Consider the following 25,097-nt stretch of genomic DNA (forward strand, 5'->3'; position numbering starts at 1 on the left):
CGGCCGGCGTGCGCGAGCAGCTGGCCGACTTCACTCGGGCGACCGGCGTCGACGAGGTCATCGTCACGTGTGGCGCCTTCGACCCCGAGGCCCGCAAGCGCTCGCTCGAGCTGCTCGCAGATGCCTGGCACTGACCCCGACCACTGATCTGAGAGGCTGATCCCCATGACTGACAAGGACCTGCGCCGCGTCACGCTGACGCGAGACTCCATGGGCCACTACACCGTCCGCAACGACCGCGGCGGCTCCATCACGACGAGCTCCGGGACGGAGGAGCTGTCGCCCGTCGAGCTGCTCCTCGCGGGGATCGCCGGGTGCACCGCAGTCGACGTCGACACGGTGACGACGCGTCGGGCCGAGCCGGAGAGCTTCGAGATCGAGGTGACGGCCGACAAGGTCAAGGACGAGGACGGCAACCACCTCAAGGACATCGAGGTGACCTTCCGGGTCCGCTTCCCCGAGGGGGAGGGCGGCGATGCTGCGCGGACGATCCTGCCCAGCCTGGTGCGCCGCTCGCACGAGGAGTTCTGCACCGTCAGCCGCACGGTCATGCTCGGTGCGGAGGTCACGTCACGGGTCGAGTGACTGGCCGGTAACATGCGCGCTGGTGATCATCACGCCGCGTCGGCTCGATGCGGATCTCGATGTCTCACCGGGTGAGTGCCCGCGCTACGCTCCACGGGGCGTCCGGGCGGGCGCCGCATGAATCCGCTTCGACGTGAGGACGTTTGATGGGCCGCCGCACGACCAGGGGGGTCGCCCGCGCGGGCCTGGCCCTCGTGCTCCTCGGATTGACCGGCTGCTCCGCCGGTGGCGCCGGAGCGGCGCAGAACCGGTCACCCGAGCAGGTCGCGAAGGACTTCGTGCCGCTCGCCGAGTCCCTCGTCGGCGCGACGGGCACCAGCGGCTGGACGTTCGAGGACAGCCGGCCCTGGTCGGTGGCCGGGATCGGCGCGCTCCGTGGCCAGGCCTGCACCGGCGTGCCGGGCAAGCACACCCTCCAGCTCCTCCTCCTCGGCCAGCCGGTCGAGAACGCGAAGTCCGCGGCCGAGGCGATGCGCTCGCATCTCGAGGCCAACGACTTCACCATCTCCGGCTCGTTCACGCCCGAGTCCGGCGATGCCGAGTTCACCGTCTCGGGCCAGCGCGCGGACGGCGCCGCGGTCGACTACCGGGCGAGCCTGGCCGGCCAGACCCTGGACCTCGAGAGCGAGTGCTCCGCGGCGATCGAGCTCAACGCGAACGTCCCTGTCACGCAGTGACGTCCGGCTGACCCTGCCACCCGCCGAGGCAACCGGCGTATGCCGCTGAGCCCAGCGGCATACGGGCGTGTCGTCGCGCGCGGGGCTGGGTCAGTCCTGCTGGAGCTGGCGGACGGTGAGGATCTGCTCCGCGCGGCCCACCGGCCCCCGCTCGTCGTGAAGGGTGGTCGAGGTGAGGCCCATGCCTGTCGTGCCCATCGTCACCTTCGTGTCGAAACCCACCCAGCCGCGCACCGGCTCTCGGAAGAGGTGGATCGTCAGGTCGACGTTGGGAAACATCCACTCTCGTGGGGAGACCCGCACCGCAATACCGTTGGCGGTGTCGACGAGGCGGATGAGGTCGGCGGTCGGCGAGCACGCCTCTTCGTGCACGAGGCCGTGCTCGGTGCGGATCCAGGTGCGCGTGCGGCCCGGACGCCGCGCCGGGTCGGCGCGGAACTCCACGCCCCGGATGTAGCCGCCCGGCCAGAGCTCTGCCCCGCGCCACTCGGGGAACGCGTCCGGCCCGGGCATCGGCTCGAACTCGACCCCCGCCACCGGTGAGGAGTCGTGCGCCGCGAGGCGCCAGGCGTTGGCGCGGACGACGTCCCGCCCGTCGACGGACAGGACCGCCTCGACCAGCTCGATGCTCCGGCCGGGACGGGTGGTGCGGACCGACACCCGGCTGGGGCGGGCCGGGATCATCCCGAGGATGTCGAAGCTCACCCGAGCCAGCTGCATGCCCTCGCGTGGCTCGTGCCGGTCGATGGCGTGCGTGAGCAGGCCACCAACGGGGGCCATGTGCTGCTCGTCGTCACGCCACGCGCCCTGGACGTGGATCGTCGGTGCATAGAGGTCCTCGTCCAGGCGCCGGTAGAAGGCCGGGACGCCGGCCTCGAGGGGGAAGGTCGCCTCGGGAGACTGGTCGGCGGCCTGGTCGGGGGAGGACTCCTGCGTGCTCACGGGGTCACCCTACGGCGGGGCTCACCACCCCGAGGCCGAGGTCGACCATCCGGACGAGCCGGGGCGTCAGCGCCTCGATGGCGCCGCGCGGGAGGTCGCGGAGCGGCCCCTCCAGCGCCAGCATGGCGAGCCCGTGGACCGCGGACCAGGCGAGCAGCTCGGCCCCGGGCCGCTCGGCTGCCGGCAGGGCTCCTGCTTCGAGCATCTCGTCGAGCTGGTCGGACAGGAGCTGGAAGGGAGTGCGCCCGCTCGCCCCGGCGGCCTCCGGGGACGCCGACCGGCTGAGGTCCGTGGGCACGGCGAACGCAGTGCGGAAGAGCCCCGACTCGGTGAGGGCGAAGCGGAGGTAGCCGACCCCGACCGCGCGGAAGCGGGCGCGGGCCAGGGCCGCAGGGTCGCAGCTCTCGTCCACCTCGGCAATCGCTTCGGCGATGACGTCGGCGGCCCGGGCCTGGGCTCGGGAGACGACAGCGGCGAGCAGCGCGTCGCGGTCCGCGAAGTGCCGGTACGCGGCATTCGCGGACACCCCTGCCCGGCGGGTCGCCTCGCGCAGCACGACCGCGTCCGGGCCGCCCGCGCTCGCCAGGGCCAGCCCCTCCTCGACCAGGGCGCGGCGCAGGTCGCCGTGATGATAGGTCTCGCGTGCGACGCTCACCCACCCATCATGGCCGCACCGCGGGAAACGAGGCGGCAGGGTCTCGGCGAGTGCGGCCGGGGTCAGAGGCCGAACTGTCGCGCCGTCGTCCGCACGGCCTCGGCCGACCGGCGCAGCCCGGCGAGCTCCTCCCCGGTCAGCGACACCTCCACGGTCTCCCCCGCTCCGGCCGCGTGCACGAGCGTCGGCACCGAGAGGCACACGTCGCTGATGCCGTGGTAGTCCTCGAGCAGCGAGGACACCGGCAGGATGCGCCGCTCGTCGTTGACGACGGCCTCGATGATCCGCGAGGCGGCGAGGCCGATGGCGTAGTTCGTCGCGCCCTTGCCGGAGATGATCCGGTAGGCGGACTCCACGACGTCGCGGGCGATCCGCTCGCGGTCGTCGGCGCCGAGCGGCCCACGGCCCTCGAGCCCCTTCCACTCGAGGAGCGGCACCGAGGCGATCGAGGCAGAGCTCCACAGCGGCAGCTCGGAGTCGCCGTGCTCGCCGGCGATGTAGGCGTGGATGTTCTGCACCGCCACTCCGGTGTGCTCGGCGAGCAGGAACCGCAGGCGCGACGAGTCGAGGACGGTCCCGGAGCCGAAGACCCGCTCCCGGGGGAGCCCCGAGGTCTTCAGCGCGGCATAGGTCACGACGTCGACGGGGTTGGTCACGAGCAGGTGCACGGCGTGCGGTGCGACCCGGTCGAGCTCGGGCATGAGCTTCTGGACGAGCGCGATCGTCGTGCCGGCCAGGTCGAGCCGCGTCTGGCCCGGCTTCTGCTTGGCCCCGGCCGTGAAGGCGATGACGTCGCAGTCGGCGAGGACGTCGACGTCGTCGGACCCGACCACGCGGGCCATCGGCATGAACTGGATGCCGTGGCCGAGGTCGAGCGCCTCGGCCGTCACCTTGGCCGCGTCGATGTCATAGAGCGCGACGGTCTGCGCTGCCCCGCGCATGAGGGCGGCATAGGCGAGGGTGGCGCCGACGGCTCCTGCGCCGACGATGCCGAGCTTGGTGGTGCGCCGGCGAGGGGTCTCGGTCATGGTCTTCTCCGGTCCGGTGGACGTCTGCCAGTGCCCAACCTAGGGGGCCGGGGCCGGTGTGCCACGCTGGTCCGCATGACGGTGCCCGAGCCCGTGCTCACCGCCGCTCGTGCGGCTCGCCACGTCCTCGTGCTCACCGGCGCAGGCATGTCCGCGGAGAGCGGTGTCCCGACGTTCCGCGACGCCCAGAGCGGTCTCTGGGCCCAGTACTCGCCCGAGGAGCTGGCGACGCCGCAGGCCTGGCGCCGCGACCGGGCCTTCGTCCTGGCGTGGTACCTCTGGCGGTTCGGCCTCGTCGCGACGGTCGAGCCCCATGCGGGACATGTGGCTCTCGCGCGCTGGGCGGACCGCAACGGCCAGCACGTCACCGTCGTGACCCAGAACGTCGACGACCTGCACGAACGCGCCGGCAGCACCGCCGTGGTCCACCTCCACGGCGCGCTCTCGGGCTGGCGCTGCGAGGCGTGTGCGCGGCCCTATCGCGGCGCCCTGCCGAACGTCCCGGAGGGCGGTGACCGGGTGGACCCTCCGCGGTGCCCGACGTGCGGCGCGGCGATCCGGCCGGGCGTCGTGTGGTTCGGTGAGCCGCTCCCGGCGGACGCCTGGCAGGAGGCGGTGGACCGCACCGAGGCGGCGGACCTCGTGCTGGTCGTCGGGACGTCGGGGATCGTCCACCCCGCCGCCGGCCTCCCCTCCGTCGCCCGCAGCGCCGGGGCCGTCGTCGTCGAGGTCAACCCGGTCGAGACGGAGATCTCGCACGTCGCGCACCACACGTGGCGCGAGACTGCCGCCGTCGCGCTGCCGGCCCTCGTCGACGCCGTGTCGGGCCACGGGCCGGCCGCTTGACTGCTCCCAATCCGTTCAACCCCTGAAACTCGTTTGCCATCCGAGACGGACCCGTCCTGAGGCCGGTCTCTGGTCATCAGCACCCTCCGAGGGGGCGTACCGTTGTCCCAAGCAACCTACGGAAGCGTAGGTTACGGTCGCGGAGGTTTTGTTCATGGGCGAGCACCGAGCGCAGCGCGTTCCTGTCGTCATTCAGGGCGGGATGGGCGTCAACGTGTCGGCGTGGCCGCTGGCACGGGCGGTCTCCCAGCAGGGCCAGCTCGGCGTGGTGTCGGGCACGGCTCTCGATGCAGTGCTCGCGCGCGGCCTCCAGGACGGAGATCCCGGCGGCCACCTGCGTCGGGCCCTGGCAGCCTTCCCCGACCAGGAGATGGTCCAGCGCGCCCTCGACCGCTACTTCATCGACGGCGGTCGCGCCCCCGGCAGCGCCTACCGGCCCAACCCGACCCTCACCATCACGCCGAGCCGCGGCGCGGTCGAGATGTCGGTCCTCGGCAACTTCGCCCACGTCTGGCTCGCCAAGGAGGGGCACGACGGCCTCGTCGGGATCAACTTCCTCGAGAAGGTCCAGATGGCCACCCCCTCGGCGGCGTTCGGGGCCGTCCTCGCGGGCGTCGACTACGTCCTCATGGGCGCCGGCATCCCTCGCGAGATCCCGCAGCTGCTCACCGACCTCGCGGCGGGCCGCCCCGGCACCCTGACGATCGACGTCCAGGACTCGACGCGCACCCACACGAGCACGATCGACCCCGTCGAGGTGCTCGGCGCCCACCTGCCGGTCCTCACCCGCCCGAAGTTCCTCGCGATCATCTCGCTGCACAGCCTCGCGGGCTACCTGCACCGCGACGAGTCGATCCGACCCGACGGCTTCGTCGTCGAGGGCCCGGTCGCCGGTGGCCACAGTGCCCCGCCGCGCGGCAAGCTGATGCTCGACGAGGACGGGCAGCCGGTCTACAGCGACCGCGACCTCGCCGACCTCAAGGCGATGGCCAAGCTCGGCCTGCCCTTCTGGCTCGCCGGCGCCTACAGCACCCCGGAGCGCGTGGCCGAGGCGCTCGCGGCCGGTGCCGCGGGCGTCCAGGTCGGCACGATCTTCGCCCTCTGCGACGAGTCCGGCATCACGGCCGACATCCGGGCCCAGCTGCTCGGTGAGCTCGGGGCCGGGACCCTCGTCGTGCGCAACGACCCGGCAGCGTCCCCGACCGGCTTCCCGTTCAAGGTGGCCAGCCTGCCGGGCACGCTCTCCGAGGCCGACGAGTACGCCGCCCGCCCGCGCCTCTGCGATCTGTCCTACCTGCGCGAGCCGTTCGAGCGCACCGACGGGTCGGTCGGTTACCGGTGCGCCGCCGAGCCGGTCGACGCCTACGTCAAGAAGGGCGGCTCGCTCGAGGCCACCCTCGGCCGCAAGTGCCTCTGCAACGCCCTCATGGCGGATGTCGGCATGGGCCAGCACCGCCGCGACGGCTACGTCGAGATGCCGGCCGTCACGCTCGGGCAGGACCTCGACGGCGCCCGCCGCCTCCTCGAGGCGCACCCCGGCGGCTGGTCCGCCACCCAGGCGGTTGCCTTCCTCCTCGCCCACGTCACCGTCGCCTGACGCCACCTCACGTCCGGAAGCGAGCCCAGCGGCATACGGCCGATGTCGTATGCCGCTGAGCCGGCTCCAGCCCGCTGCTGAGTCGGGTCAGGGCTGGCTGAACAGCTCCCCCACACACTCGTGGAACATCACCGTGTGGGCGTCGACGTCGGCGCGGGTCGTGGCCGGCGACATGAGCGCCATGTTGTGGAACGGCGTCAGCAGGATGCCCCGGTTGAGCGCGTAGAGGTGCAGGTACTGCTGCAGCTCGAAGTCGTCGGCGTCGTGGGCCTCGCGACCGTTGCGGGGCGGCTCGGCCGAGAAGTTGTACTCCCCCCGCGCGCCGAGCCGGGTGACGTGCCAGGGCGCGTCCACGCTGTCGATCCCGGCCTGGACGCCGTCGACCCAGGCCTGCGCGAGGGGGACCATGTGGTCGAACGCCTCGGGCGTCATGACCTGGTCGAGCGTCGCCTGCATCGCCGCCATCGACAGGCCGTTGCCGGCCAAGGTGCCGCCGATGCCGCCCACGTCGATGTCCTCGAGGTCGACCGAGCGGGCGATCCGGTCGGCGACCTCCGCCGTGAACCCGAACGTGCCGCACGGGACACCGCCGCCGATCGACTTGCCGATGACGAGGAAGTCCGGGTGGAGGTCGTCGGCGCGGGTGACCCCGCCCGGGCCGGCGCAGATGGTGTGGGTCTCGTCGTTGATGAGCAGGGCGCCGTGGCGGGTGGCGAGCTCGCGGACCGCCTCGTTGTAGCCGGGGTCGGGCAGGACGATGCCGATGTTGGTCAGCGCCGGCTCGACGAGGACCGCCGCCACATCCCCCTCGGCCAGGGCCCGCTCGAGGCCGTCGACGTCGTTGAACTCGACGACGCGCGTCGTCTCGGCCGGGTCGACGGGTGGGCCGATGTTGCTGCGCCGGCTCACCGTCCGGCCTGCGGAGTCGAGCGTCGCGAACGTCTCGTCGACCGACCCGTGATAGCAGTAGTCGTGGACGACGACCTTGCCGCGGCCGGTCAGGTGCCGGGCGTAGCGGATCGCGTGACGGTTGGCGTCGGTGGCCGTCAGGGTGAACTGCCAGAAGGGCAGTCCGAAGCGCTCGGACAGCCCGGCGGAGACGGCGATGGCGTCCTCCGTGGGCAGCATCGTCGTGATGCCTCGCGCCAGCTGAGCCGTCACGGCCTCGACGGTGGCGGCGGGGGAGTGGCCCATCATCGCGCCGGTGTCGCCGAGGCAGAGGTCGACGTGGTCGATGCCGTCGACGCAGGTGAAGTGAGCCCCCTCGGCCCGTTCGACGAAGACCGGGAACTCGCCCGGCCACTTGGCCATCCAGCTCATCGGCACGCCGCCCGGCAGGTGGGCCCGGGCTCGCTCCGCCAGGGCGGCGGACCTCGGGCGGGCGGCGCGGAAGGTTTCGAGCTCTCTGGCGTGCAGCGCGGCGAGGCGGGTCCGGTCCAGGTGCGCGTGGTGGGTCATGGGGGCCATCGTGCCTCTCCTCGCGCCGCTACGGAAGTGGTGGCGAGGTAGAAGTTCGACGACTGATTCCGAAGGTCAAGGACGCTTGAGGGAGCAAATCGGTCGCCTCCAGACCTCCTCATCGATGTGGAATGGGGGCATACTGCCGACTATGCCCCCGTCCGAGTACCGGAGCCTGAGCCTGTGGCACGACACGGCCGGGGACGACCTGACCCCCCGACCCCCGCTCACCGGTGACACCGACGTCGACGTGGCGATCATCGGGGCCGGCTACACCGGGCTGTGGACCGCCTACCACCTGGCAGTCGCCGACCCGGGCCTGCGGATCGTCGTCATCGACAAGGAGATCGCCGGCTTCGGGGCGTCGGGACGCAATGGCGGCTGGTGCTCCGCGCTCTTCCCGACCTCGCTCAAGCGGATGGCGGTCGACCGGGGCCGCGACGGCGCGGTGCGGATGCAGCGGATGCTCAACGAGACCGTTCCGCAGGTGGGCCGGATCGCCGCGGCGGAGGGGATCGACTGCCACTTCGACCAGGGCGGTTCCCTGTCCGTGGCGCGCAACGCAGCCCAGCTCGAACGGATCCGCGCTCACGTCGCCGACTACGCCGCGTGGGGCTTCGGCGAGGACGACCACCGCCTGCTCGACGCGGCCGGAGTGCACGAGATCGCGGCCGTCGACGGAGCCCTCGGCGGGTCCTGGACCCCCCACTGCGCCGCGATCCACCCCGCCCGGCTCGTCCGCGGCCTCGCACGCGCCGTCGAGCGCCGCGGGGTGCGGATCCACGAGCAGACCGCCGCGACCGACGTCCACAGCCGCCATGTCGCCACCCGGCACGGCACGATCCGGGCCGAGCACGTCGTGCTCGCCACCGAGGGCTACACCGCGACGGTGGCCGGCCGGCGACGCAGCCTCGCGCCCGTCTACTCACTGATGACGGCGACCGCGCCGTTGTCGGACGAGGTGTGGGCGCAGATCGGGCTGCACGACCGCGCGACCTTCGCCGACAACCGGCACCTCGTCATCTACGGCCAGCGCACCCGGGACGGGCGCATCGCGTTCGGCGGTCGGGGGGCGCCCTACCACTACGCGTCGAAGGTGGCCCCGGCCTACGACCGGGACGAGCGGGTCCACGCGACTCTCCGCCGGGTCCTCGTCGACCTCTTCCCCGTCCTGCGCGACGTCGAGTTCACCCACTCGTGGGGCGGCAACCTCGGCGTGCCCCGGGACTGGTACCCAGCCGTGCGGCACGACCGGCGCACCGGGCTGGCCTTCGCCGGCGGCTACGTCGGGGACGGCGTCGCGACGTCCGCGCTGGCCGGGCGCACCCTGGCCGCGATGATCCGCGAGGACGACCCCGACGACCTGGGGTCGCTGCCGTGGGCGGGCCGGACGTCACGCTCGTGGGAGCCGGAACCACTCCGCTGGCTCGGGGTCAACGCCGTCACCGCCCTCATGAGCGCCGCAGACCGCTCGGAGCGGCGCTCCGGCCGGCCGTCCCGGGCGGCGGCCGCCTTCTGGAGCGCCGTCGGCCAGTGACCGTCAGCGCGTCGGGGCGAGCCGGAAGGCGCCGTCGACGAGGACCGGCACGCTGCGGCTGACGTCCACCTCGGCCGCCATCCGCACGTCCTCCGCGAACCCCTCGTCGACCAGCTCTCGCCCGCTCGCGCACGCCTCGAGCGACGGCCCCACCCGGTCCGCGACCCACGACCACGCGGCGAGGGCCACCGCGGCCTCGGCGCTGAGCAGCATCGGCCCGGCGCGGTGCTCGAGCTTGGTGACGACGGCGTCGACGACGGCGCCCGCGCCCCAGAGGTCCTCGGCCGCCGGCCGGAGGGTGCCGTTGGGCCAGCGCTCGCCCGCGGGGACGATGATGACGGCCGGGTCGCCGACGCGGCCCTGCCGTCCGGCCTCGGCCGCCAGCGCGTCGAGCCTGCGCACGACCCAGGCCCCGACGGCCGACCGGTTGCGCAGCGAGCCGGCGGCCACGACCGCGCCGGCCCCGTCCAGCAGGGCGCTGATCGTCGAACCGTTCGGCGACGGCAGCACCAGGCGCTCGCACGAGCCGGCGGCGTCGCGGACCGACACGGGCGACAGGCTGATCCCGCCCCGGGTCGACGCGGCCCGGCGGCCCAGTGCCAGCTCGGCGTCATGACGCCGAGCGAAGGCGACCGCCGAGTCGTCCTTCCACCGGTAGGGCCACACTGTCATCCCGCTCTCGACCGCGACGGACACCGTGGTCGTGAAGCTCAGCACGTCGACGACGACGGCGACGACGGGACCGCGCTCAGCGGCATACGACACGAGGGACTCGGCCCCGACGGGACCCCACTCGACGCGGATCGTCCCATCGTCCTGGCTCCAGCTGTCACGCACGGGAATCGAGTTCCTTCACGAGTCGGGCGGGCGCCGTGAGCCGGTAGGACGCGTCGACGAGCTCAGCGATCTCACTCCAGTCGACCCGGTCCGGCGGCGACGCGCCGAGGGCGAGGCAGATGTCCCGGAGCCGGAGGCAGTCAGGGTCGTGCGCGTCGAACATCACCGGATGCGACATGGTCCCCACGCTACGCGGGCCGTATGCCGCTGGGCTCGCCAGGTGCCCCTCCGGACGTCGCGCTGTCGCCGGGTGTCAGGCGCTGCAGGCTCCGCCGCAACCGTCCGGGCCGCAGCCGCCACAGCCGCCGCCCGACATGGCCGGCTCGCGCTCCTCGTCCTTGGCGGCCCAGGCCTGCGCGAAGGCCTGCTCGAAGACCTCGACCGGCTGGGCGCCCGAGATGCCGTAGCGACGGTCGAGGACGAAGAAGGGGACGCCGGTGATGCCGAGCATCTTCGCCGTCGCCTCGTCGCTGCGGACGTGGTTGCCGAAGTCGTCCGAGCCCAGCATGTCGCGGACCGCGTCCGCGTCGAGCCCGAGCTCCGGCGCCAGCTCGACGAGCGTCTCACGGTCGCCGATGGCCCGGCCGTCGGTGAAGTAGGCCCGCATGAGCCGCTCGTGGGCCCGACCGGCGAGCTCCGGACCGCCGACCTCGGCGGCGAGGTGCACGAGCCGGTGGGCGTCGAAGGTGTTGCCGTGGCGGGCCGTGCGCCAGTTGAGCTCGAGCCCGAGATCGGCCGCCTCCGCGGCGAGACGCTCGTGCTGCGCCACGGCCTCCTCGCGGGAGGTGTCGTACTTGGCGGCGATGAGACCGGGGAGGTCATGCTCACTCACCGGCTCGGCGTTGCGGTCCAGCTCGAAGCTGTGCCACTGGACCTCGACGTCGTCGCGGTGCTCGAACCGCTCGAGCGCCAGCTCGAAGCGGCGTCGCCCGAGGTAGCAGTACGGGCAGACGATGTCGGTCCAGATGTCGATCTTCACGACTCGACAACCTATCTCCTGCGGAGGCAGGGGGCTGCCGGGGTCCGCCGATCGACCCCTGACCGCGGGTCCGGGTCAAACCGGACGCGCGGGAGGTCCACGCGTGCCTAGGGTGTGCTCATGTCCTCCACGTCGACCTCCGTGTCGACCCACGATCGGGCCTGGCCGGACCGGTGGTGGCACCTGTCGGCGACCGGGCTCTTCTTCGCGGCCGCCTACTTCCTCATCTCGATGTCGCCGAGCCTGCTGCCGCGCACCTGGTACTACCAAGGCGTCATCAGCGGGCTCTGCGCTGCGGCGGGCTACGGCCTCGGGGTCGTGCTCGCGTGGGTCGTGCGTGGGCTCGCTCGCCTGGTCCGGCTCCGGGTGTCCGTAAGTCGGGAGACCGAGCACGTCCTCAGGGTCATCCTGCCGATCCTCAGCGTCGTCGCCGTCGTCGCCCTCACCGCGTCCAACGTCCGCTCCCAGGGACGGACCGCGGAGTTCCTCGGGCTGAGCCCCCTGCGGCCGGTCGACTGGGTCGGGGCCATCGCGGTCGCGGTGGCGCTCGCGGCCCTGCTCCTGGCGATCGCCCGGGGCCTGCGCCGCGCGACGCACCGCCTGGCCGAGGCCGCCGGGCAGGTGCTGCCGCGGACGCTCGCCTCGATCGTCGCCGTCGTGGTCGTCGGGACGGCCACGCTCTGGCTGTCCGACAACGTCCTCTTCCACCAGGGCATGCAGGCCATGGCCGCGAGCGCGGCGCAGATGAACGCCCGCCAGCCCGCCGGGCGCTCGGTGCCCGCGTCGGCGTTCGTCTCCGGGGGTCCCGGGTCGCGCGAGAGCTATGCGAGCCTCGGTTACCAGGGCCAGATGTTCGTCACCAGCGTCTCCCAGGCGTCGCTGATCCGGGCGGCGACCGGGCGCACCGCGAAGGAGCCGATCCGGGTCTATGCCGGGCGCGGGGACGACCGGACGATCGAGCAGGTCGCCGACGCCGTGGTGGCCGAGCTGCGGCGCACCCGCGCGTTCGAGCGGAAGGTCCTCGCCGTCATCACGACGACCGGCACCGGTTGGGTCGACGACTGGTCCGCCAAAGCGATCGAGTACCTCAGCGACGGGGACAGCGCCATCGCGGCGATGCAGTACAGCTATGTCCCGAGCGCGGTCGCACTCCTGACCGACCGCGAGACCCCTCGGGAGGCAGGCCGGGTCCTCTTCGAGCGGATCGAGGCCGAGATCTCGACCCTGCCGGAGGACCGGCGCCCCCGGCTCGTCGTCGGAGGCGAGTCGCTGGGCTCCTACGGCGGGCATGCCGCCTTCGTCGACTCTGACGACATGCTCCGTCGTGCCGACGGCGGTGTCTGGGTGGGCACGCCGAGCTTCACTGGCATCCATGCGGAGCTGACCGGAGCCCGCACACCGGGAAGCCCGGCGATCGCGCCGGTCATCGACGACGGCTGGCACTTCCGCTTCGCCACCAGGGCGGAGGAACTGACCCACGACTACTACGGCCGCGACTACGGCGAGTGGTCCTTCCCGCGCTACGTCTACGCACAGCACCCGTCGGACCCGGTCGTGTGGTGGAACCCGTCGATCCTCGGCGCCGAGCCGGACTGGCTGCGGGAGCCGCGCGGGCGGGACGTCAACCCCGACGTCACCTGGATCCCGTTCGTCACCTTCTGGCAGCTCACGACGGACATGGCGGTGGGCCACGACCCTGCGGACGGGTTCGGGCACCGTTACGGCGCCGAGCTCGTGCCCGCCTGGGGTGCGGTGCTCGGGGGCGAGCCGGACGACGACTACTCGCGCATCATCGCCGGAGTGCAGCAGGCGGTCCACCGCGCCCAGTGAGGGGCTGGACGGGTCACTCGAGTGGCCCCGCCGTCCACACCTCGACGGATGCCGCCGGGCACCGCTGACTCGAGTGGCCCCGCCGTCCACACCTCGACCGTATGCCGCCGGGCTCGCTCCCAAGGTCGCCGCTGACTCGAGTGGCCTCGCCCTCCACAACCCTCGGGAGCCGGGATGTGGATGACGGGGCCACTCGAGTTGAGTGCGTGGCGGTCAGGGGGCGGAGGTCGCGAGCTCCCGGAGGTCGGCCGGAGCGCGCGTGACGTCAGCCGCCGCCCGCGCTGCGCGCAGGGCCTGGTCGAGGTCCTCGATGAGGTCGGCCGGGTGCTCGAGACCGATGGAGAGACGCAGGAGGCCGGCGTTGGGCCGTGCTTCCGGAGCCACCGGGCGGTGGGTCAACGCCGCAGCGTGCTGGATGAGGGTGTCCACCCCGCCGAGCGACACGGCGTGGGTGATGAGCCGGCAGCTCTCCGCAAAGGCGGCTGCAGCCGCATAGCCGCCCTCGAGGACGATGGCCAGGACCGAGCCGGGTCCGGCCATCTGCGTGCCGACCAGGCCCTGCGGGTCCCCGCCCGGCAGGCCGGGGTAGGCGACCCGGGCCACGCCGTACTGCCGGTCGAGCCACGCCGCGACGACCTGGGCGGTCTCCTGCTGGGCACGAACCCGCATCGGCAGCGTCTGCAGCCCGCGGTGGAACTGGTAGGCCGACGTGGGCGCCATCAGCCCACCGGTGAGGGCGCGGACCTGACGCAGTCGCACGGCCCACTCGGCGTTCGTGGCGACGATGCCACCGAGCAGGTCGCCGTGGCCGCCGAGGAACTTGGTCGCCGAGTGCACGCTCAAGGTCGCACCGAGCTGGAGGGGCTGCTGGAGGATCGGGGTCGCGAAGGTGTTGTCGACGAGGACCGGGACGTCACCGGCCGCCGCCACCACGGCCCGCAGGTCGACGAGGTCGAGCGAGGGGTTGGCGGGGGTCTCGACCACGACGAGGCCGGTGTCGGGGCGGATGGCGCCCGCGACCTCGTCCGCCGTCGCCCAGGTCACCGAGGTGCCGAGGAGCCCGGTGGCGAGCAGGTGGTCGGTGCCGCCGTAGAGCGGGCGGATCGCGACCACGTGCGACCGGCCGGCAGCCACGGTCGCGACGAGGCAGGCGGTGATGGCGGCCATGCCGGACGCGAAGGCCACCCCTTCGTCGGCGTGCTCCAGGCTGGCCAGCGCCCGCTCGAACCGGTCGACGTTGGGGTTCCAGAGCCGCTGGTAGACGAGGGAGTCGCCCGCCTCGGGCCGACCTCCGGTCGCCATGCGCTCATAGGCGGCCCCGCCGGCGTCGACGGAGGGCAGGGGATAGGTGCTCGACTGGTCAAGGGGTGGCACGTGGACGCCGAGGGCGGTGCAGTCCTCGCGTCCGGCGTGCACGGCCGTTGTCTCCGGGTTCATGGCCAACAATGCTCACCGATCCAGCCGAATCCGAGCAATATTTCCGTCGAAACCTCGACAACTAGCCTGTCAGTGGGGGATCCTTCCGATCGTGACCGAGGATCGACAGCCGGCCACGCGGAATCCGCGAGGCCCCTACGCCCCCGTGCCGCCGCGCCCGCTCGACGACACCGACCGTGCCATCGTCCAGGCCCTGCTCGACGACGGCCGGCTCTCCAATGCGGAGATCGCCCGCCGCGTCGGGTTGCCCGAGTCGACCTGTGCCGGCCGGATCCGCTCACTCCGCGAGTCGGGCGTCGTGCGCGGCATCCATGCGGAGGTGGACCACGCCGCGCTGGGACGGCCCATGGAGGCGATCATCGCCCTGCGCTTCGCCGTGCACACGCGCGGGTCGATGGACTCGTTTCGCGAGCGGATCGCTGCCGTCCCGGGCGTCATCGCCGCCTACCACGTCGCGGGGGCGGACGACTTCCTCGTGCACGTCACGGCGCCGACGAGTGACGACCTTCGTGACATGGTGCTGGACCACCTCACCTCGGTCGAGGGCGTCGCCCACGCCCAGACGAGTCTCGTCTTCGAGCGCATCGCCGGGACCAACCAGCTCGGCTGAACCGGCGAGACGCCAACCCGGACCCGGCCCCACAACGACGCACTTCTGGGATCGGTGCCGTGATTTCGCAGCGGTGCGTGCAGCAGGGCGCACTGGTGCGGCGAACTGCCTCCGCAACCACGAGTGCGCACTTGTCGACGTGCGGGCTCAGCTGGCGGGTCGACCACCCAACGGCGCCAGCGAGAACAGCCGGACGGCGTTGTCGTGCAGCACCGCCCGGTTCCAGTCGTCGCCGAGTCCCAGCCCCAGCACCGCATCCACGGCGACGGTGTAGCTGTAGGGGATGTTGGGGAAGTCGCTGCCGAAGAGGATCCGGTCGCCGAAGTCGGCCAACCGCGCCACGGTCGACGGGTCCATCGGCATCAGCTCATCCGTGAACGGCGTGAACGACATCGTCGTGTCGAGGTGCACGTGCTCATGCGCGGCCGCGAGGTCGAGGAAGTCCGAGTACTCCGGCATGCCCATGTGGGCGATGATGAGCGGCAGCCGAGGGTGCCGCGCGAGCACCTGCCGGATCGGCTCGGGCCCGGTGAACCGTCCGGCCACGGGACCGGACCCGCAGTGGATCACCGTGGGGACGCCCGCCTCGGCGAGCTGGCCCCACACCGGGTCCAGGAGGGGGTCGGCCGGGTCGTAGTCGCCGACCTGGATGTGCGACTTGAAGACCCGCGCGCCGGCAGAGAGAGCGGTGCCGACGTAGTCGGCTGCGCCCGCCTCGGGGTAGAAGGTCGCCGTGTGCAGGCAGTCGGGTGTCCGGGCGGCGAAGTCGGCGGCCCAGGCGTTGAGCCACTCGGCCATCCCGGGCCGGTGGGGGTAGAGCATCGAGGTGAAGGCGAGGACGCCGAAGTCGCGCAGCCGCGCCACCCGCTCCTCCTCCTCGTGCCGGTAGCGGATCGGCCACGGCCGTCCCACGAGCGGCCCCGCCGCGTCGAAGTACGCCCAGACCTTCTCGAGGACGTTGCGCGGCATGAAGTGGGTGTGGACGTCGACGATCCCGGGCAGGCCCAGCGACGCCGCCACGCCCCGCACCGCGGCGACCTCCGCGGCGTGGTCGATCCGCCCCGCCATCAGCTGGAGAAGAAGAGGCCGGCCAGCCCCTTCCGGCGGTACTGGTGCCCGCCGCGGCTGCCCCACTGCGGTCCGCCGTACTGCGCCGGCGGAGGCTGGGCGACGAAGCGGCTCTCGAGCTGGGTCAGGTGCTCGAACTCACCGAAGTCGAGGAACAGGCCGCGGCACTGGTCGCACTGCTCGACGTGGACGCCGTTGCGGTCGTAGGTGCGCATCGTGCCCTGGCACTTCGGGCAGACGTACGTGTGCGGCTGGTAGCCGGCGGCGCCAGTGCGGTCCTGGCCAGGGAAGGGGGGCGGCTGCTGTGACATGACCCCATCCTCACATTCGCCGGCACGCAGCCAACAGGGCGCCGGCGGTGTCCTCGTTGTCCAGCTCCCGCGACAGCGTGCGCACGGCCGCGACGAGGACCGCGGCGCGGGCCGGGAGGTCGATCGCCGGCCAGGGGTCGCCCGTGGCCGGGACGGCTGGCCCGTGGGCGTCCCGATACGCGTCCAGGCAGCGCGCCCAGTCCGCGTCGGCGAGGAGCCCGGCGGCCCAGAAGCCGGCTGGTCGCCCGAGGTCCCATGCCGGGTCGCCGACCCCGAGGTCGTCGACGTCGAGCAGGCGCCAGTCGCCGTCCCATTGGCCGACCTGGCCCAGATGGAAGTCGCCGTGGACCACCGAGGTCGTATGCCGCTGAGCTCGCTCCCGCACGCGGCGCTCCTCGTGCGCCTCCCGAAGCAGGCGCTCGCCGAGCTGCACGAGCAGGGTCCGGTCGGCGAGGCCTGCGAGTCCGCGGGCCCGTTCGAGGGCTCGGCGCAGCCGCTCGACCGCTCCGTGGTCGGGAAGGCCGGGGTCGACTGGCAGGCGGTGCAACCGGGCGAGGAGCCGGCCGATCTCCGCCCAGGGGATCTCCGAATCGGCGTCGAGGACGGCGACTTCGGGCCAGGCCGTCACCGGGGACCCGTCCGGTGCGGCCGCGACACGATGCGACAGGGGCGGCACGAAGACGGTCGCGAGTGCGCTCCGGGCGACTGCCGTCAGCCTCGCCTCGAGCGCACCGCGATCGGTGCCGGCCCGGTGCAGCTTGACGACGGCACCGCCGACGAACGCCAGCCGGGCGCCCGACGGCGTCGCGACCCAGCGTGAGGCGGCAGCCCGCGGGGCAGCGGGACCGAGCTCAGCGGCATACGACATCACCCAGTCGTCGAGGTGTCGCTCCATGACGAGCACGCTACGGGGCGCGGCGATGGCACCATTGCGAGCAATGCCGACCAGTGTTGTCTACCTCATCGCGGGGCTCGCCCTGCTCCTCGCCGCCGTGCTGCCGCCGATCCTCACCCGGTTCGCCGTCTCGGCGCCGATGGTTCTGCTCGTGCTCGGGATGGCCATCGGGCTCGCGCCCCTGCCCGACGGCCTGAACCTCGACCCGGTCGACACCCGGCCGGTGATCCAGCGGGTCACCGAGATCACGGTGCTCGTCGCGCTGATGGGCGTGGGGCTCGCGCTCGACCGGCCGTTCTCCTTCCGGGACCGTCGCTCGTGGCGAGCCTGGAACGCCACCTGGCGCCTGCTCGCCATCGCCATGCCGATCACCATCGCCGTCATCGCGGTCCTCGGATGGTGGCTCGGACTGTCCGCCGCGGCCGCGCTGCTCCTCGGCGCCGTGCTGGCGCCGACCGACCCGGTCCTCGCCGGCGACGTGCAGGTCTCCGGGCCGCAGGTCCTCGACGACGAGGAAGACGACATCGAGAGCGTCGAGGAGATCGACGAGGAGGACGAGGTCCGCTTCTCCCTCACCTCCGAGGCGGGGCTCAACGACGGGCTGGCCTTCCCCTTCGTCTACGCCGGCATCTTCCTCGCGGTCGAGGGGCCTCCGAGCGAGTGGATCGCGGGCTGGGTCGCGTGGGAGCTCGTCGGGAAGATCGTCCTCGGCGTGGCCGTCGGCATGCTCGTCGGCTGGGGGCTGGCCAAGGTCGCCTTCCGGGCGCCCAAGCGGGCCCTGCGGCTCGCCGAGCAGGGGGAGCCGCTGCTCGTGCTCGCTGCGCTCGTCACGACGTACGGGCTGAGCGAGGTCGTCGGGGGCTACGGGTTCCTCGCGGTCTTCGCCTGCGGCATGACGCTGCGCGCCGCCGAACGTGGCCACGAGTACCACGCAACGATGCACCAGGTCATCGAGAACTTCGAGCGGCTGCTCGTCCTCGCCATCCTGCTCCTGCTCGGCACCGCCATGACCAACGGGCTCCTCGCACCACTCGACTGGCGGGGCGTCGTCGTCGCCTTCGCCCTCGTCTTCGTCGTGCGGCCGCTCGCGGGGCTCGTCAGCCTCGGCGGCTGGCGGCGAGGGTCCACCCTGCCGACCGACATGACGCGCGCAGAGGCGCTCGCCACCGCCTTCTTCGGGGTGCGCGGCGTCGGGTCGCTCTACTACCTCGCCTACGGCGCCGGCCTCTACGCCTTCCCCGAGGAGCGCTGGCTGTGGGCGACCGTCGCGCTCGCCATCGCGCTGTCCGTGTTCCTCCACGGCGCGCTGGCCACCCCGGTCATGCGCCAGCTCGAGGCCCGCCGGGACCGGTCGGCCGCCTGATTCCGACCCGCAGGGCCGCGAATGCGGGTATGCCTGATGCATGGACGCTGCGACGAGCCTCGTGCTCGGCCCGATGCTCCGCTACGCCGACGAGACGACGGCGACGGTGTGGGTGGAGACCGCGGCTGCCGGCGAGGTCACCGTGCTGTCCGAGCCGCGGTCCTGGTCGTCGCGGACCTTCGCCGTCGAGGGACACCACTACGCGTTGGTCGTCATCGACGGCCTCGAGCCGGTCTCGTCCCTCGAGTACGAGGTGGCCGTGGACGGGCAGGTGGTCTGGCCGCCGCCGGACAGCCCCTTCCCGCCTCCAGTGATCCGCACCATCGACCGCACGCGGCCGACGCGGTTGGCCTATGGCTCCTGCCGCACCTCGGTGCCGCACGACCGTCGGGGCAACGAGTCCAACGGCGTCGACGCGCTGCGGGCCCTGGCGCTCGCGGTCGCAGGTGGGCGGGCCGAGCTGCCGGACCTGATCGCCTTCCTCGGCGACCAGGTCTATGCCGACCTGACGTCGGAGGCGATGCGCGAGTGGATCGCCGAGCGGCGCAGCCTCGCCGAGCCGCCCGGTGAGGAGATCAAGGACTACGAGGAGTACGCGCACCTCTACCGGCTCGCCTGGACCGACCCGGCCAACCGGTGGCTCCTGTCCACGGTGCCCTCCTGCATGATCTTTGACGACCACGACATCCGCGACGACTGGAACACGTCGTGGACCTGGCACGAGCAGATCAACCGGACGTCGTGGTGGCACGAACGGCTCGTCGGCGGCCTCGCGTCGTACTGGGTCTATCAGCACATCGGCAACCTGTCTCCCGAGGCGCTGGAGGCGGACGAGGTCTACGCCCTGGTCCTCGCCGGCGACGGGTCGGGCGAGGTCGACGTGACGGACGCGGTGCGGGACCTGGCCAGTCGGGTGGACCGGCACCCGGACGTCTACCGCTGGAGCTACGTGCGCGATTTCGGCGACAGCAAGCTCGTCGTCGTCGACTCTCGCGCCGCCCGGGTCCTCGAGCCGGACCGCCGCTCGATGCTCGACCCGGTCGAGCTCGCCTGGCTGGACTCCGAGCTGGTGGGCGACGTCGACCACCTCCTCGTCGGCACGTCCCTGCCCTTTCTGCTGCCGCCCGGACTGCACGACTTCGAGGCGATCGACGAGGTGCTGGCGAGCGGTCCGTTGCGCTCACATCGGCTGTCGCGGCCGATCTCCGTCGCGGCCGAGCGACTGCGCCAGTCCATCGACCTCGAGCACTGGGCGGCCTTCAGCGACGGTTTCGCGGAGGTCTTCGAGATGGTGATGGCCGTCGCCCGGGGGGAGCGGGGGCGACCACCGGCAACCATCACCTTCCTCTCCGGGGACGTCCACAACTCCTACGTCGCGGAGGTCGAGGACGTCGCGCGCCACGGCGGCCGGTCCCGGATCGTCCAGGCCGTCTGCTCGCCGATCCGCAACCCGATGCCGCGGGGGCTGCGGATCTTCATGTCCGCCTTCGCCAAGGGTCTCGTCGGGCCGATGCGCTGGATCGCGAGCCGGTCGTCACGCATCCCGGACCCCGCGTATCCGTGGCGGGTCACCGATGGTCCCTGGTTCGACAACTGCATCGGGGAGCTCGTGGTGCACGGCGCCGACCTCGAGCTCACGTGGCGCCGCGGGGAGGTGCCCCCGGGCGAGGAGCATCCGCAGCTCGTCCCGGTCGCTACTGTGCGGCTGGCCGGGATTGCCCAGCCAGTATCGTGAGCGAGTGACCGAGCCCGCCCGCCGCCTGGTGATCGCCTACGCCTTCCCCCCATACTCCGACACGTCGGCGACGGTTGCGGCCAAACGGGTTCTCGAGCGGGGTGAACGCGTCGATGTCATCCAGAACGCCATGGACGAGATGCGTTCCAGGGATGACCACCTCGACGAGATCGCGGGGCACCTGGTTGCCCGGCGCAGCATCCTCGAGACGGTGACGCGCTTCTCGGTCTGGCACTCGATCGAGCCGTGGTGCGCCGAGGGCCGGGCCCAGGTCCAGCGGTGGGTCGACGAGTCGGCCGCGCGCGGTGAGCTCGTCGCGGGAGGGAGCCTGCCCTGGACGAGTCTCTACTCGCGCGCCCACTTCATTGCGTCGCACATCCTCGCCGGGCTCGTCAAGCAGGACCACCCCCAGCTGCACTGGGACGTGGAGTTCTCCGACCCCTGCTCCCGTGACGTGACCGGTGCCGAGCGGCACACACCCGTATCGCCCGGGGAGCTGTTCGACGAGGTTCGCAGGGCCGTCGCCGACGCCGGCTTCACGCCGCCGGAGACGGACAACGCCTTCGTCTGGGCCGAATACCTCGGCTACTGCCTCGGCGACGAGATCCACTTCACCAACGAGAACCAGGCCGACTACATGATCGGCTTCATCGAGGACCCGCGTCTGGCCGAGCGGGTCCGGCAGCGGATGCGGATCGCCCCTCATCCGACTCCGCCGCAGGAGTTCTACCACCGCAGCGAGGCGCGACTCGATACCGACCCCGACCGGATCAACATCGCCTACTTCGGCAACGTCTACGGCACCCGCAGCCTCAGCCCCGTGCTCGACGGGATGGCCGCTCTCCCCGAGAGCGACCGAAGGCGGCTCACGGTGCACGTCTTCACGTCGGACCCTGAGGACGTGGCGCGGCTCGTCGCGGACCGGGGCATCGCTGACGCGGTCAAGGTCGGACCGTATGCGCAGTACTTCGACTTCCTCGCCCTGACGACTCAGGCCGACCTGCTCCTGGCAGTCGACGCTTCAGCGCCGTCGAATGCCACCCGCAGTCCCTTCCTCATGTCCAAGTGGAGCGACTACCAGGGCAGCGGCACACCGGTGTGGCTCATGGAGGACCCCACCAGCCCGCTCGCCAGCAGCACGCACCCGGCGCTCGTCCTGCGCACGCCCGCCGGACACGGCAGCGCAGCTGCTCAGGCGTTGGCCCGGCTGGCCCGCTCCGGCCTGCCGAGCGAGCAGGTGGCCGTCAGCGCAGGATGACCTCGAGCAGCCGGCCCGCGACGTTCCGACCGTCCAGCAGTTGGCGCATCGACCCCTGGAGGTCGTGCACGGCCGCCTGACGAGCCGCCTCGTCGCGCAGCGACCAGATGATCTCGACCGCCTCCTCGACGGTCTCGAAGATCACCGACGGAGGGAACAGGCTGGCTGCTCCCTGGTGGGTCGCGAAGGCCGGCCAGTCGCGGACCACCGGGACGGCACCCGCGACGAGGCCCTCCATCACGCCGATGTGGAAGGACTCGCGCAAGCTGGTGCTGAGGATGAAGTGGCTCCCCGCCAGGGCTCCCGGCACATCCTTCGTCTGGTCGACGAAGTCGATGGCGTCGAGCAGCTGCGGCTCGACGGCCCGGCGCCGGAAGGCCAGGCTGTAGGCGTTGACGAGCCCGCTCGTGCTCGACGCGAAGTCCGCGCCGATGAGACGCAGGCGCCACCCGCTCTCCCGCTGGAGCAGCGCCCCGAGGATGTCGAGGGCCATGATCGGGTCCTTGACCCGCTGGCCCCATCCGACCATGGCGATGGTCCGCCCACCGCGCACGTCTTCGGGCTGGGGCACGGCCGGTCGGCCGGCAGCGCTGGCTCCGCCGCTCGGTTCCTCGCTGGGTCCGTCGAACGGAGCCAACACGTTGGGCACCACGATCACGGCATCTTGGGGGAAGCGGTCGCCCAGCAGTCCGACGACGACTTGGCGAAGGTGCTCGCTGACGCAGACGAGCACGTCGACGCGGGACCAGTCGAGCAGGTGGAACCCGGCGCTCAGCACGTCCGCGCTGTGGACGCGCACCACCATGCGGGCGCTCGCCGGGCAGTTGAGCGAGGCCCAGAGCGCTCCTTTGTCGGCCCAGTCGGCCACGACGACATCCGCCTGGGTCAGTAGGGCGAGCTGCTCGGCGGTCGCGGGCTCCCGGTCCGCGGCCGCTTCCGGAACGGCCTTCCCGAGTCGGTACGAGACGAAGAGCTCGCCGAGGGCCATGCCCTGGAACGCCGGATCGGTCAGGCGCAGCTCCGACAGCTCGGCGCGGTCGTCGGACCCGAGTGCGGCGAGAGCGCGGGCGGCGTGCCACGGGTAGGCGCCCGGGAGGTATGTCACCTTGAGGGGGGCCCCCACGCGATTGCGGGGGACGCTGGGCTCCTGGGCGGGGCGGGTCGGAGCGGGGCTGGTCGGAGCGGTGAGCACCTGCCCCACCCGCGACTCGTACAGCGGCCGGGTGAACGTCCCGGGCGACTCGACGAGCGGAGTGCTCGGGACGTCGGTGTGCAAGCGGGGATGGAACATCAGGTCGAGCCCGATGGCGGCCCGGCCGGCGCAGTCCCGATAGGCCTTGGCGTCCAGGGCGGCATCAGCCGATGCGAAGACCTCCTCCAACACCTGCTGCAGCTCGGCCGGCTGCACTACCTCGTCGTGCAGCCGAAGATGCATCTTGAGGGCGGCGTAGGCGGCCGCGTCACCACCCGCTCGGATGCCGTGCCGCTCCGCCCGGTCCGTCAGGCGCAGGAGCGCCCGAGCGTCATCGAGTCGGCCCCGCAGGAGGAGGCGATGGATCATTCCGCGGGCGAACCGATGCACATCCTCAGGGGCGGGACATACCCCCGGCTCTCGATCGTCCAGCCAGGAGATGGCCTCCATCAGGCCCTTGGTCTTCAGCGGCTTGAGCAAGGCCCCGGAGAGCTGGTGCAGGCGCCGGTCGAGGTAGCGCCAGAAGGGCTCCTCCTCGAGGACGGCCCCTACCTGGCTGGGCGACCAGAACCGGGCCGTCGCGTTCGCTGCGAACAGCGCTGCCCGGGCAGTCTCTGCCTCGTCGTCCAGCAAGAGGACATGATTCGCCCGGGACACGGTGTCGGCGAGCGAGGCGTCGCGCCTCAGGGCCAGCTCCGTGCGTCGCGACCGGGGAAGGACGAGCTCGAGAGCCTTCGCCGGTTTGCGGACGCGCCGGGGCAGGCCGTCGACGGCCGAGATGCGGTGCGGCTCAACCGGCAGGCCCCGGGTGGTGGAGATCCGGTCGAAATGGAGCAGCGTCACGGTGTGCCCCGCGGCCAGGAGCCCCCCGATGGCCCTCTCGTGGGCCGTGACGGCCTGGGCGCGACCAGCGACGAAGAGCCAGTTCGCCCGGTGCAACGACTGACCCTCCAGGACAGCGTCCTCCGGCTGCGCCTGCATCCTTGCCCCTCTCTGCGCCCGGGACCGTTATCCAGTCCTTGGCAGACCCTATCCGGAACCGGCCAGGGCACAACGGCGATACCGTGCGCGGCCGCCGACGCTGGCTGGCGGCAGGCTCCGGGTCAGGCCGGGTCGTCGCTCAGCCGCTCCGGTCGCGGCTGGTGCGTGTGCCGCAGCTGGGCCCGGTAGACGGAGGGCGCGAGATAGGGGTTCTTGCGGCGCCGCCGGCGGGCCCGGTGCGGGTTCACGTCGTGGGTGTCGTCCCAGTCCACCCGGATGGTCGCACCGAGCTGACCGGTGCGCCGGTGCAGGAACCGCTCCCAGAAGGTCCGGGTGTCATCCCCGTGCACGACCGTGCCGAGACTGCCGTGCACTTCCATGAGGCGCGCGTAGGAGTTGCGGATGCTCTCCGGCTGGTCGTCACCGGGCGGGTCGCCGAGGTCGGAAAGGTCGAGCATGACGCGGTCGCCCCGGTTGAACCGGACGATCACCGGCTCCAGGGCCTCGTTCGACTGCATGCGTGCAGTGTCCCAGCGGCGCGACGGCCGACCAAACGCTGCTCCGACGACCTACTCGGGGCCGTGCCCCGGCTTGAGGTGCTCGGCGAGGTAGGCGGATGCACCGATGCGCTTGATGGCGTCGAGCTGGCTCTCGAACCAGTCGGCGTGCTTCTCCTCGTCGAGGACCATCTCCTCGAAGACGCTGGCCGTCCCGTGGTCGCCGAGGTCGTGGCACTCCTTGGCCGAGGCGTTGAACTGGGCGACGGCGGCCTTCTCGCTCTCAAGGGCCAGCGCGAGCATCTCCTCGGGCGACTCGCCGATCGTGATCGGGTTGAGGCGCTGGACGTTGGGGTGGCCGTCGTACATCAGGATCCGGTTGATCAGGTCGTCGGCGTCCCGCATCTCGTCGATCGACAGGTCGTAGAAGACCTTCCCCAGCTGCGGGAAGCCCCAGTTGTCCAGCATGCGCGCGTGGAGGAAGTAGGTGTTGGTGACGGTGAGCTCGAACGTCAGGGCGTCGTTGAGCAGCTGCGTGATCCGAGGGCTAACTGGCTGCACCTTCAACCTCCAGGAGAGTCGCGCGTTGGGTCTGCTCATGCTCGCAGATGAGCCTGCGCAGTGCGAAGACACACGAGCCACAGTCCTGGCCGGCCCCGGTGCTCCTGCACACCTGCGAGAGCGTCCGCGCCCCGGCGTCCACGGCCCGCACGACGCTGTCGCCGTTGACGACTCCGCAGTGGCAGATGATCACGCAGCCAAGGTAAGCCTTACCTCAG

General features: G+C 72.1%; 25 protein-coding genes. 10 read left to right on the forward strand and 15 right to left on the reverse strand.

What is annotated here, in order from left to right; translation table 11 throughout:
- The first annotated feature begins 165 nt into the window (after positions 1–165).
- Complete coding sequence (locus OO014_RS09840) at positions 166–585, forward strand: OsmC family protein (RefSeq protein ID WP_272462133.1); 420 nt, start codon at positions 166–168, stop codon at positions 583–585.
- A 146-nt stretch (positions 586–731) separates the two neighbouring features.
- Positions 732–1,262 (forward strand): hypothetical protein, encoded by a 531-nt coding sequence (locus OO014_RS09845; RefSeq protein ID WP_272462134.1) that lies wholly within the window; start codon positions 732–734, stop codon positions 1,260–1,262.
- A 90-nt stretch (positions 1,263–1,352) separates the two neighbouring features.
- Here OO014_RS09845 and OO014_RS09850 read toward each other — a convergent pair whose 3' ends face one another.
- The 3 genes from OO014_RS09850 to OO014_RS09860 form a co-directional block, all read right to left on the reverse strand.
- Positions 1,353–2,108 (reverse strand): thioesterase family protein, encoded by a 756-nt coding sequence (locus OO014_RS09850; RefSeq protein WP_420485497.1) that lies wholly within the window; start codon positions 2,106–2,108, stop codon positions 1,353–1,355.
- A gap of 100 nt (positions 2,109–2,208) precedes the next feature.
- Positions 2,209–2,859: a TetR/AcrR family transcriptional regulator gene (locus OO014_RS09855; RefSeq protein ID WP_272462136.1), complete on the reverse strand. Its 651-nt coding sequence runs from the start codon at positions 2,857–2,859 to the stop codon at positions 2,209–2,211.
- Positions 2,860–2,921: 62 nt separating this feature from the next.
- Complete coding sequence (locus OO014_RS09860) at positions 2,922–3,887, reverse strand: L-lactate dehydrogenase (RefSeq protein WP_272462137.1); 966 nt, start codon at positions 3,885–3,887, stop codon at positions 2,922–2,924.
- A gap of 75 nt (positions 3,888–3,962) precedes the next feature.
- On the opposite strand from OO014_RS09860, the gene OO014_RS09865 reads away from it, so the two are divergent.
- Positions 3,963–4,733: an SIR2 family NAD-dependent protein deacylase gene (locus OO014_RS09865; protein WP_272462138.1), complete on the forward strand. Its 771-nt coding sequence runs from the start codon at positions 3,963–3,965 to the stop codon at positions 4,731–4,733.
- 154 nt (positions 4,734–4,887) lie between these two features.
- Complete coding sequence (locus tag OO014_RS09870; RefSeq protein ID WP_272462139.1) at positions 4,888–6,330, forward strand: nitronate monooxygenase; 1,443 nt, start codon at positions 4,888–4,890, stop codon at positions 6,328–6,330.
- Between the two features lie 87 nt (positions 6,331–6,417).
- Here OO014_RS09870 and OO014_RS09875 read toward each other — a convergent pair whose 3' ends face one another.
- Positions 6,418–7,788: an aspartate aminotransferase family protein gene (locus tag OO014_RS09875; RefSeq protein ID WP_272462140.1), complete on the reverse strand. Its 1,371-nt coding sequence runs from the start codon at positions 7,786–7,788 to the stop codon at positions 6,418–6,420.
- A 151-nt stretch (positions 7,789–7,939) separates the two neighbouring features.
- On the opposite strand from OO014_RS09875, the gene OO014_RS09880 reads away from it, so the two are divergent.
- Positions 7,940–9,325: an NAD(P)/FAD-dependent oxidoreductase gene (locus OO014_RS09880; protein ID WP_272462141.1), complete on the forward strand. Its 1,386-nt coding sequence runs from the start codon at positions 7,940–7,942 to the stop codon at positions 9,323–9,325.
- Positions 9,326–9,328: 3 nt separating this feature from the next.
- Here OO014_RS09880 and OO014_RS09885 read toward each other — a convergent pair whose 3' ends face one another.
- The 3 genes from OO014_RS09885 to OO014_RS09895 form a co-directional block, all read right to left on the reverse strand.
- A complete protein-coding gene (locus tag OO014_RS09885; protein ID WP_272462142.1) occupies positions 9,329–10,162 on the reverse strand; it encodes a 2-phosphosulfolactate phosphatase in 834 nt (277 codons plus the stop codon).
- Entirely contained in the window at positions 10,155–10,340 is a 186-nt protein-coding gene (locus tag OO014_RS09890; RefSeq protein ID WP_272462143.1) for a hypothetical protein, read from the reverse strand. The genes OO014_RS09885 and OO014_RS09890 overlap by 8 nt, the downstream gene beginning before the upstream one ends.
- 75 nt (positions 10,341–10,415) lie before the next feature.
- Positions 10,416–11,141, reverse strand: coding sequence for a DsbA family oxidoreductase (locus OO014_RS09895; RefSeq protein WP_272462144.1), 726 nt, complete (start codon positions 11,139–11,141; stop codon positions 10,416–10,418).
- Between the two features lie 120 nt (positions 11,142–11,261).
- Here OO014_RS09895 and OO014_RS09900 point away from each other — a divergent pair, with 120 nt between their 5' ends.
- On the forward strand, positions 11,262–12,971 hold the full coding sequence (locus OO014_RS09900) for an alpha/beta hydrolase (protein ID WP_272462145.1): 1,710 nt from the start codon (positions 11,262–11,264) through the stop codon (positions 12,969–12,971).
- A 213-nt stretch (positions 12,972–13,184) separates the two neighbouring features.
- Here OO014_RS09900 and OO014_RS09905 read toward each other — a convergent pair whose 3' ends face one another.
- A complete protein-coding gene (locus OO014_RS09905) occupies positions 13,185–14,408 on the reverse strand; it encodes a trans-sulfuration enzyme family protein (protein ID WP_272462146.1) in 1,224 nt (407 codons plus the stop codon).
- Positions 14,409–14,499: 91 nt separating this feature from the next.
- On the opposite strand from OO014_RS09905, the gene OO014_RS09910 reads away from it, so the two are divergent.
- Positions 14,500–15,018 carry an Lrp/AsnC family transcriptional regulator gene (locus OO014_RS09910; RefSeq protein WP_272462147.1) on the forward strand — a complete coding sequence of 173 codons (519 nt, stop codon included), beginning with the start codon at positions 14,500–14,502 and terminating at the stop codon, positions 15,016–15,018.
- Positions 15,019–15,165: 147 nt separating this feature from the next.
- On the opposite strand, the gene OO014_RS09915 is transcribed toward OO014_RS09910, so the two are convergent.
- Genes OO014_RS09915 through OO014_RS09925 form a run of 3 tightly spaced genes read right to left on the reverse strand, consistent with a single transcriptional unit; the run spans position 15,166 to position 17,292 of the window.
- Positions 15,166–16,086, reverse strand: a complete 921-nt coding sequence (locus tag OO014_RS09915) for an amidohydrolase family protein (protein WP_272462148.1) — start codon at positions 16,084–16,086, stop codon at positions 15,166–15,168.
- Positions 16,086–16,397, reverse strand: a complete 312-nt coding sequence (locus OO014_RS09920) for a zf-TFIIB domain-containing protein (protein WP_272462149.1) — start codon at positions 16,395–16,397, stop codon at positions 16,086–16,088. Before OO014_RS09920 ends, OO014_RS09915 begins: the two co-directional genes overlap by 1 nt.
- Before the next feature lie 10 nt (positions 16,398–16,407).
- Positions 16,408–17,292 carry an aminoglycoside phosphotransferase family protein gene (locus tag OO014_RS09925; protein WP_272462150.1) on the reverse strand — a complete coding sequence of 295 codons (885 nt, stop codon included), beginning with the start codon at positions 17,290–17,292 and terminating at the stop codon, positions 16,408–16,410.
- Positions 17,293–17,335: 43 nt separating this feature from the next.
- Here OO014_RS09925 and OO014_RS09930 point away from each other — a divergent pair, with 43 nt between their 5' ends.
- The 3 genes from OO014_RS09930 to OO014_RS09940 are packed head-to-tail and all read left to right on the forward strand — an operon-like array spanning position 17,336 to position 21,648.
- Complete coding sequence (locus tag OO014_RS09930; RefSeq protein ID WP_272462151.1) at positions 17,336–18,655, forward strand: cation:proton antiporter; 1,320 nt, start codon at positions 17,336–17,338, stop codon at positions 18,653–18,655.
- Between the two features lie 40 nt (positions 18,656–18,695).
- A complete protein-coding gene (locus OO014_RS09935) occupies positions 18,696–20,390 on the forward strand; it encodes an alkaline phosphatase D family protein (RefSeq protein WP_272462152.1) in 1,695 nt (564 codons plus the stop codon).
- A 4-nt stretch (positions 20,391–20,394) separates the two neighbouring features.
- Complete coding sequence (locus OO014_RS09940; RefSeq protein ID WP_272462153.1) at positions 20,395–21,648, forward strand: hypothetical protein; 1,254 nt, start codon at positions 20,395–20,397, stop codon at positions 21,646–21,648.
- Here the strand turns inward: OO014_RS09940 and OO014_RS09945 are convergent.
- The 4 genes from OO014_RS09945 to OO014_RS09960 form a co-directional block, all read right to left on the reverse strand.
- Positions 21,635–23,821: a hypothetical protein gene (locus OO014_RS09945; RefSeq protein ID WP_272462154.1), complete on the reverse strand. Its 2,187-nt coding sequence runs from the start codon at positions 23,819–23,821 to the stop codon at positions 21,635–21,637. The genes OO014_RS09940 and OO014_RS09945 overlap by 14 nt on opposite strands.
- 122 nt (positions 23,822–23,943) lie before the next feature.
- Positions 23,944–24,339: a hypothetical protein gene (locus tag OO014_RS09950; RefSeq protein WP_272462155.1), complete on the reverse strand. Its 396-nt coding sequence runs from the start codon at positions 24,337–24,339 to the stop codon at positions 23,944–23,946.
- A 51-nt stretch (positions 24,340–24,390) separates the two neighbouring features.
- The gene (gene bfr, locus OO014_RS09955) at positions 24,391–24,918 is read right to left on the reverse strand and encodes a bacterioferritin (protein ID WP_272462156.1); all 528 of its coding nucleotides are present in this window, start codon (positions 24,916–24,918) and stop codon (positions 24,391–24,393) included.
- Positions 24,866–25,072, reverse strand: a complete 207-nt coding sequence (locus OO014_RS09960; protein ID WP_272462157.1) for a (2Fe-2S)-binding protein — start codon at positions 25,070–25,072, stop codon at positions 24,866–24,868. Before OO014_RS09960 ends, bfr begins: the two co-directional genes overlap by 53 nt.
- Positions 25,073–25,097 lie beyond the last annotated feature (25 nt).

Source organism: Intrasporangium calvum, from assembly GCF_028446585.1.
Lineage (GTDB): Bacteria > Actinomycetota > Actinomycetes > Actinomycetales > Dermatophilaceae > Intrasporangium > Intrasporangium calvum_A.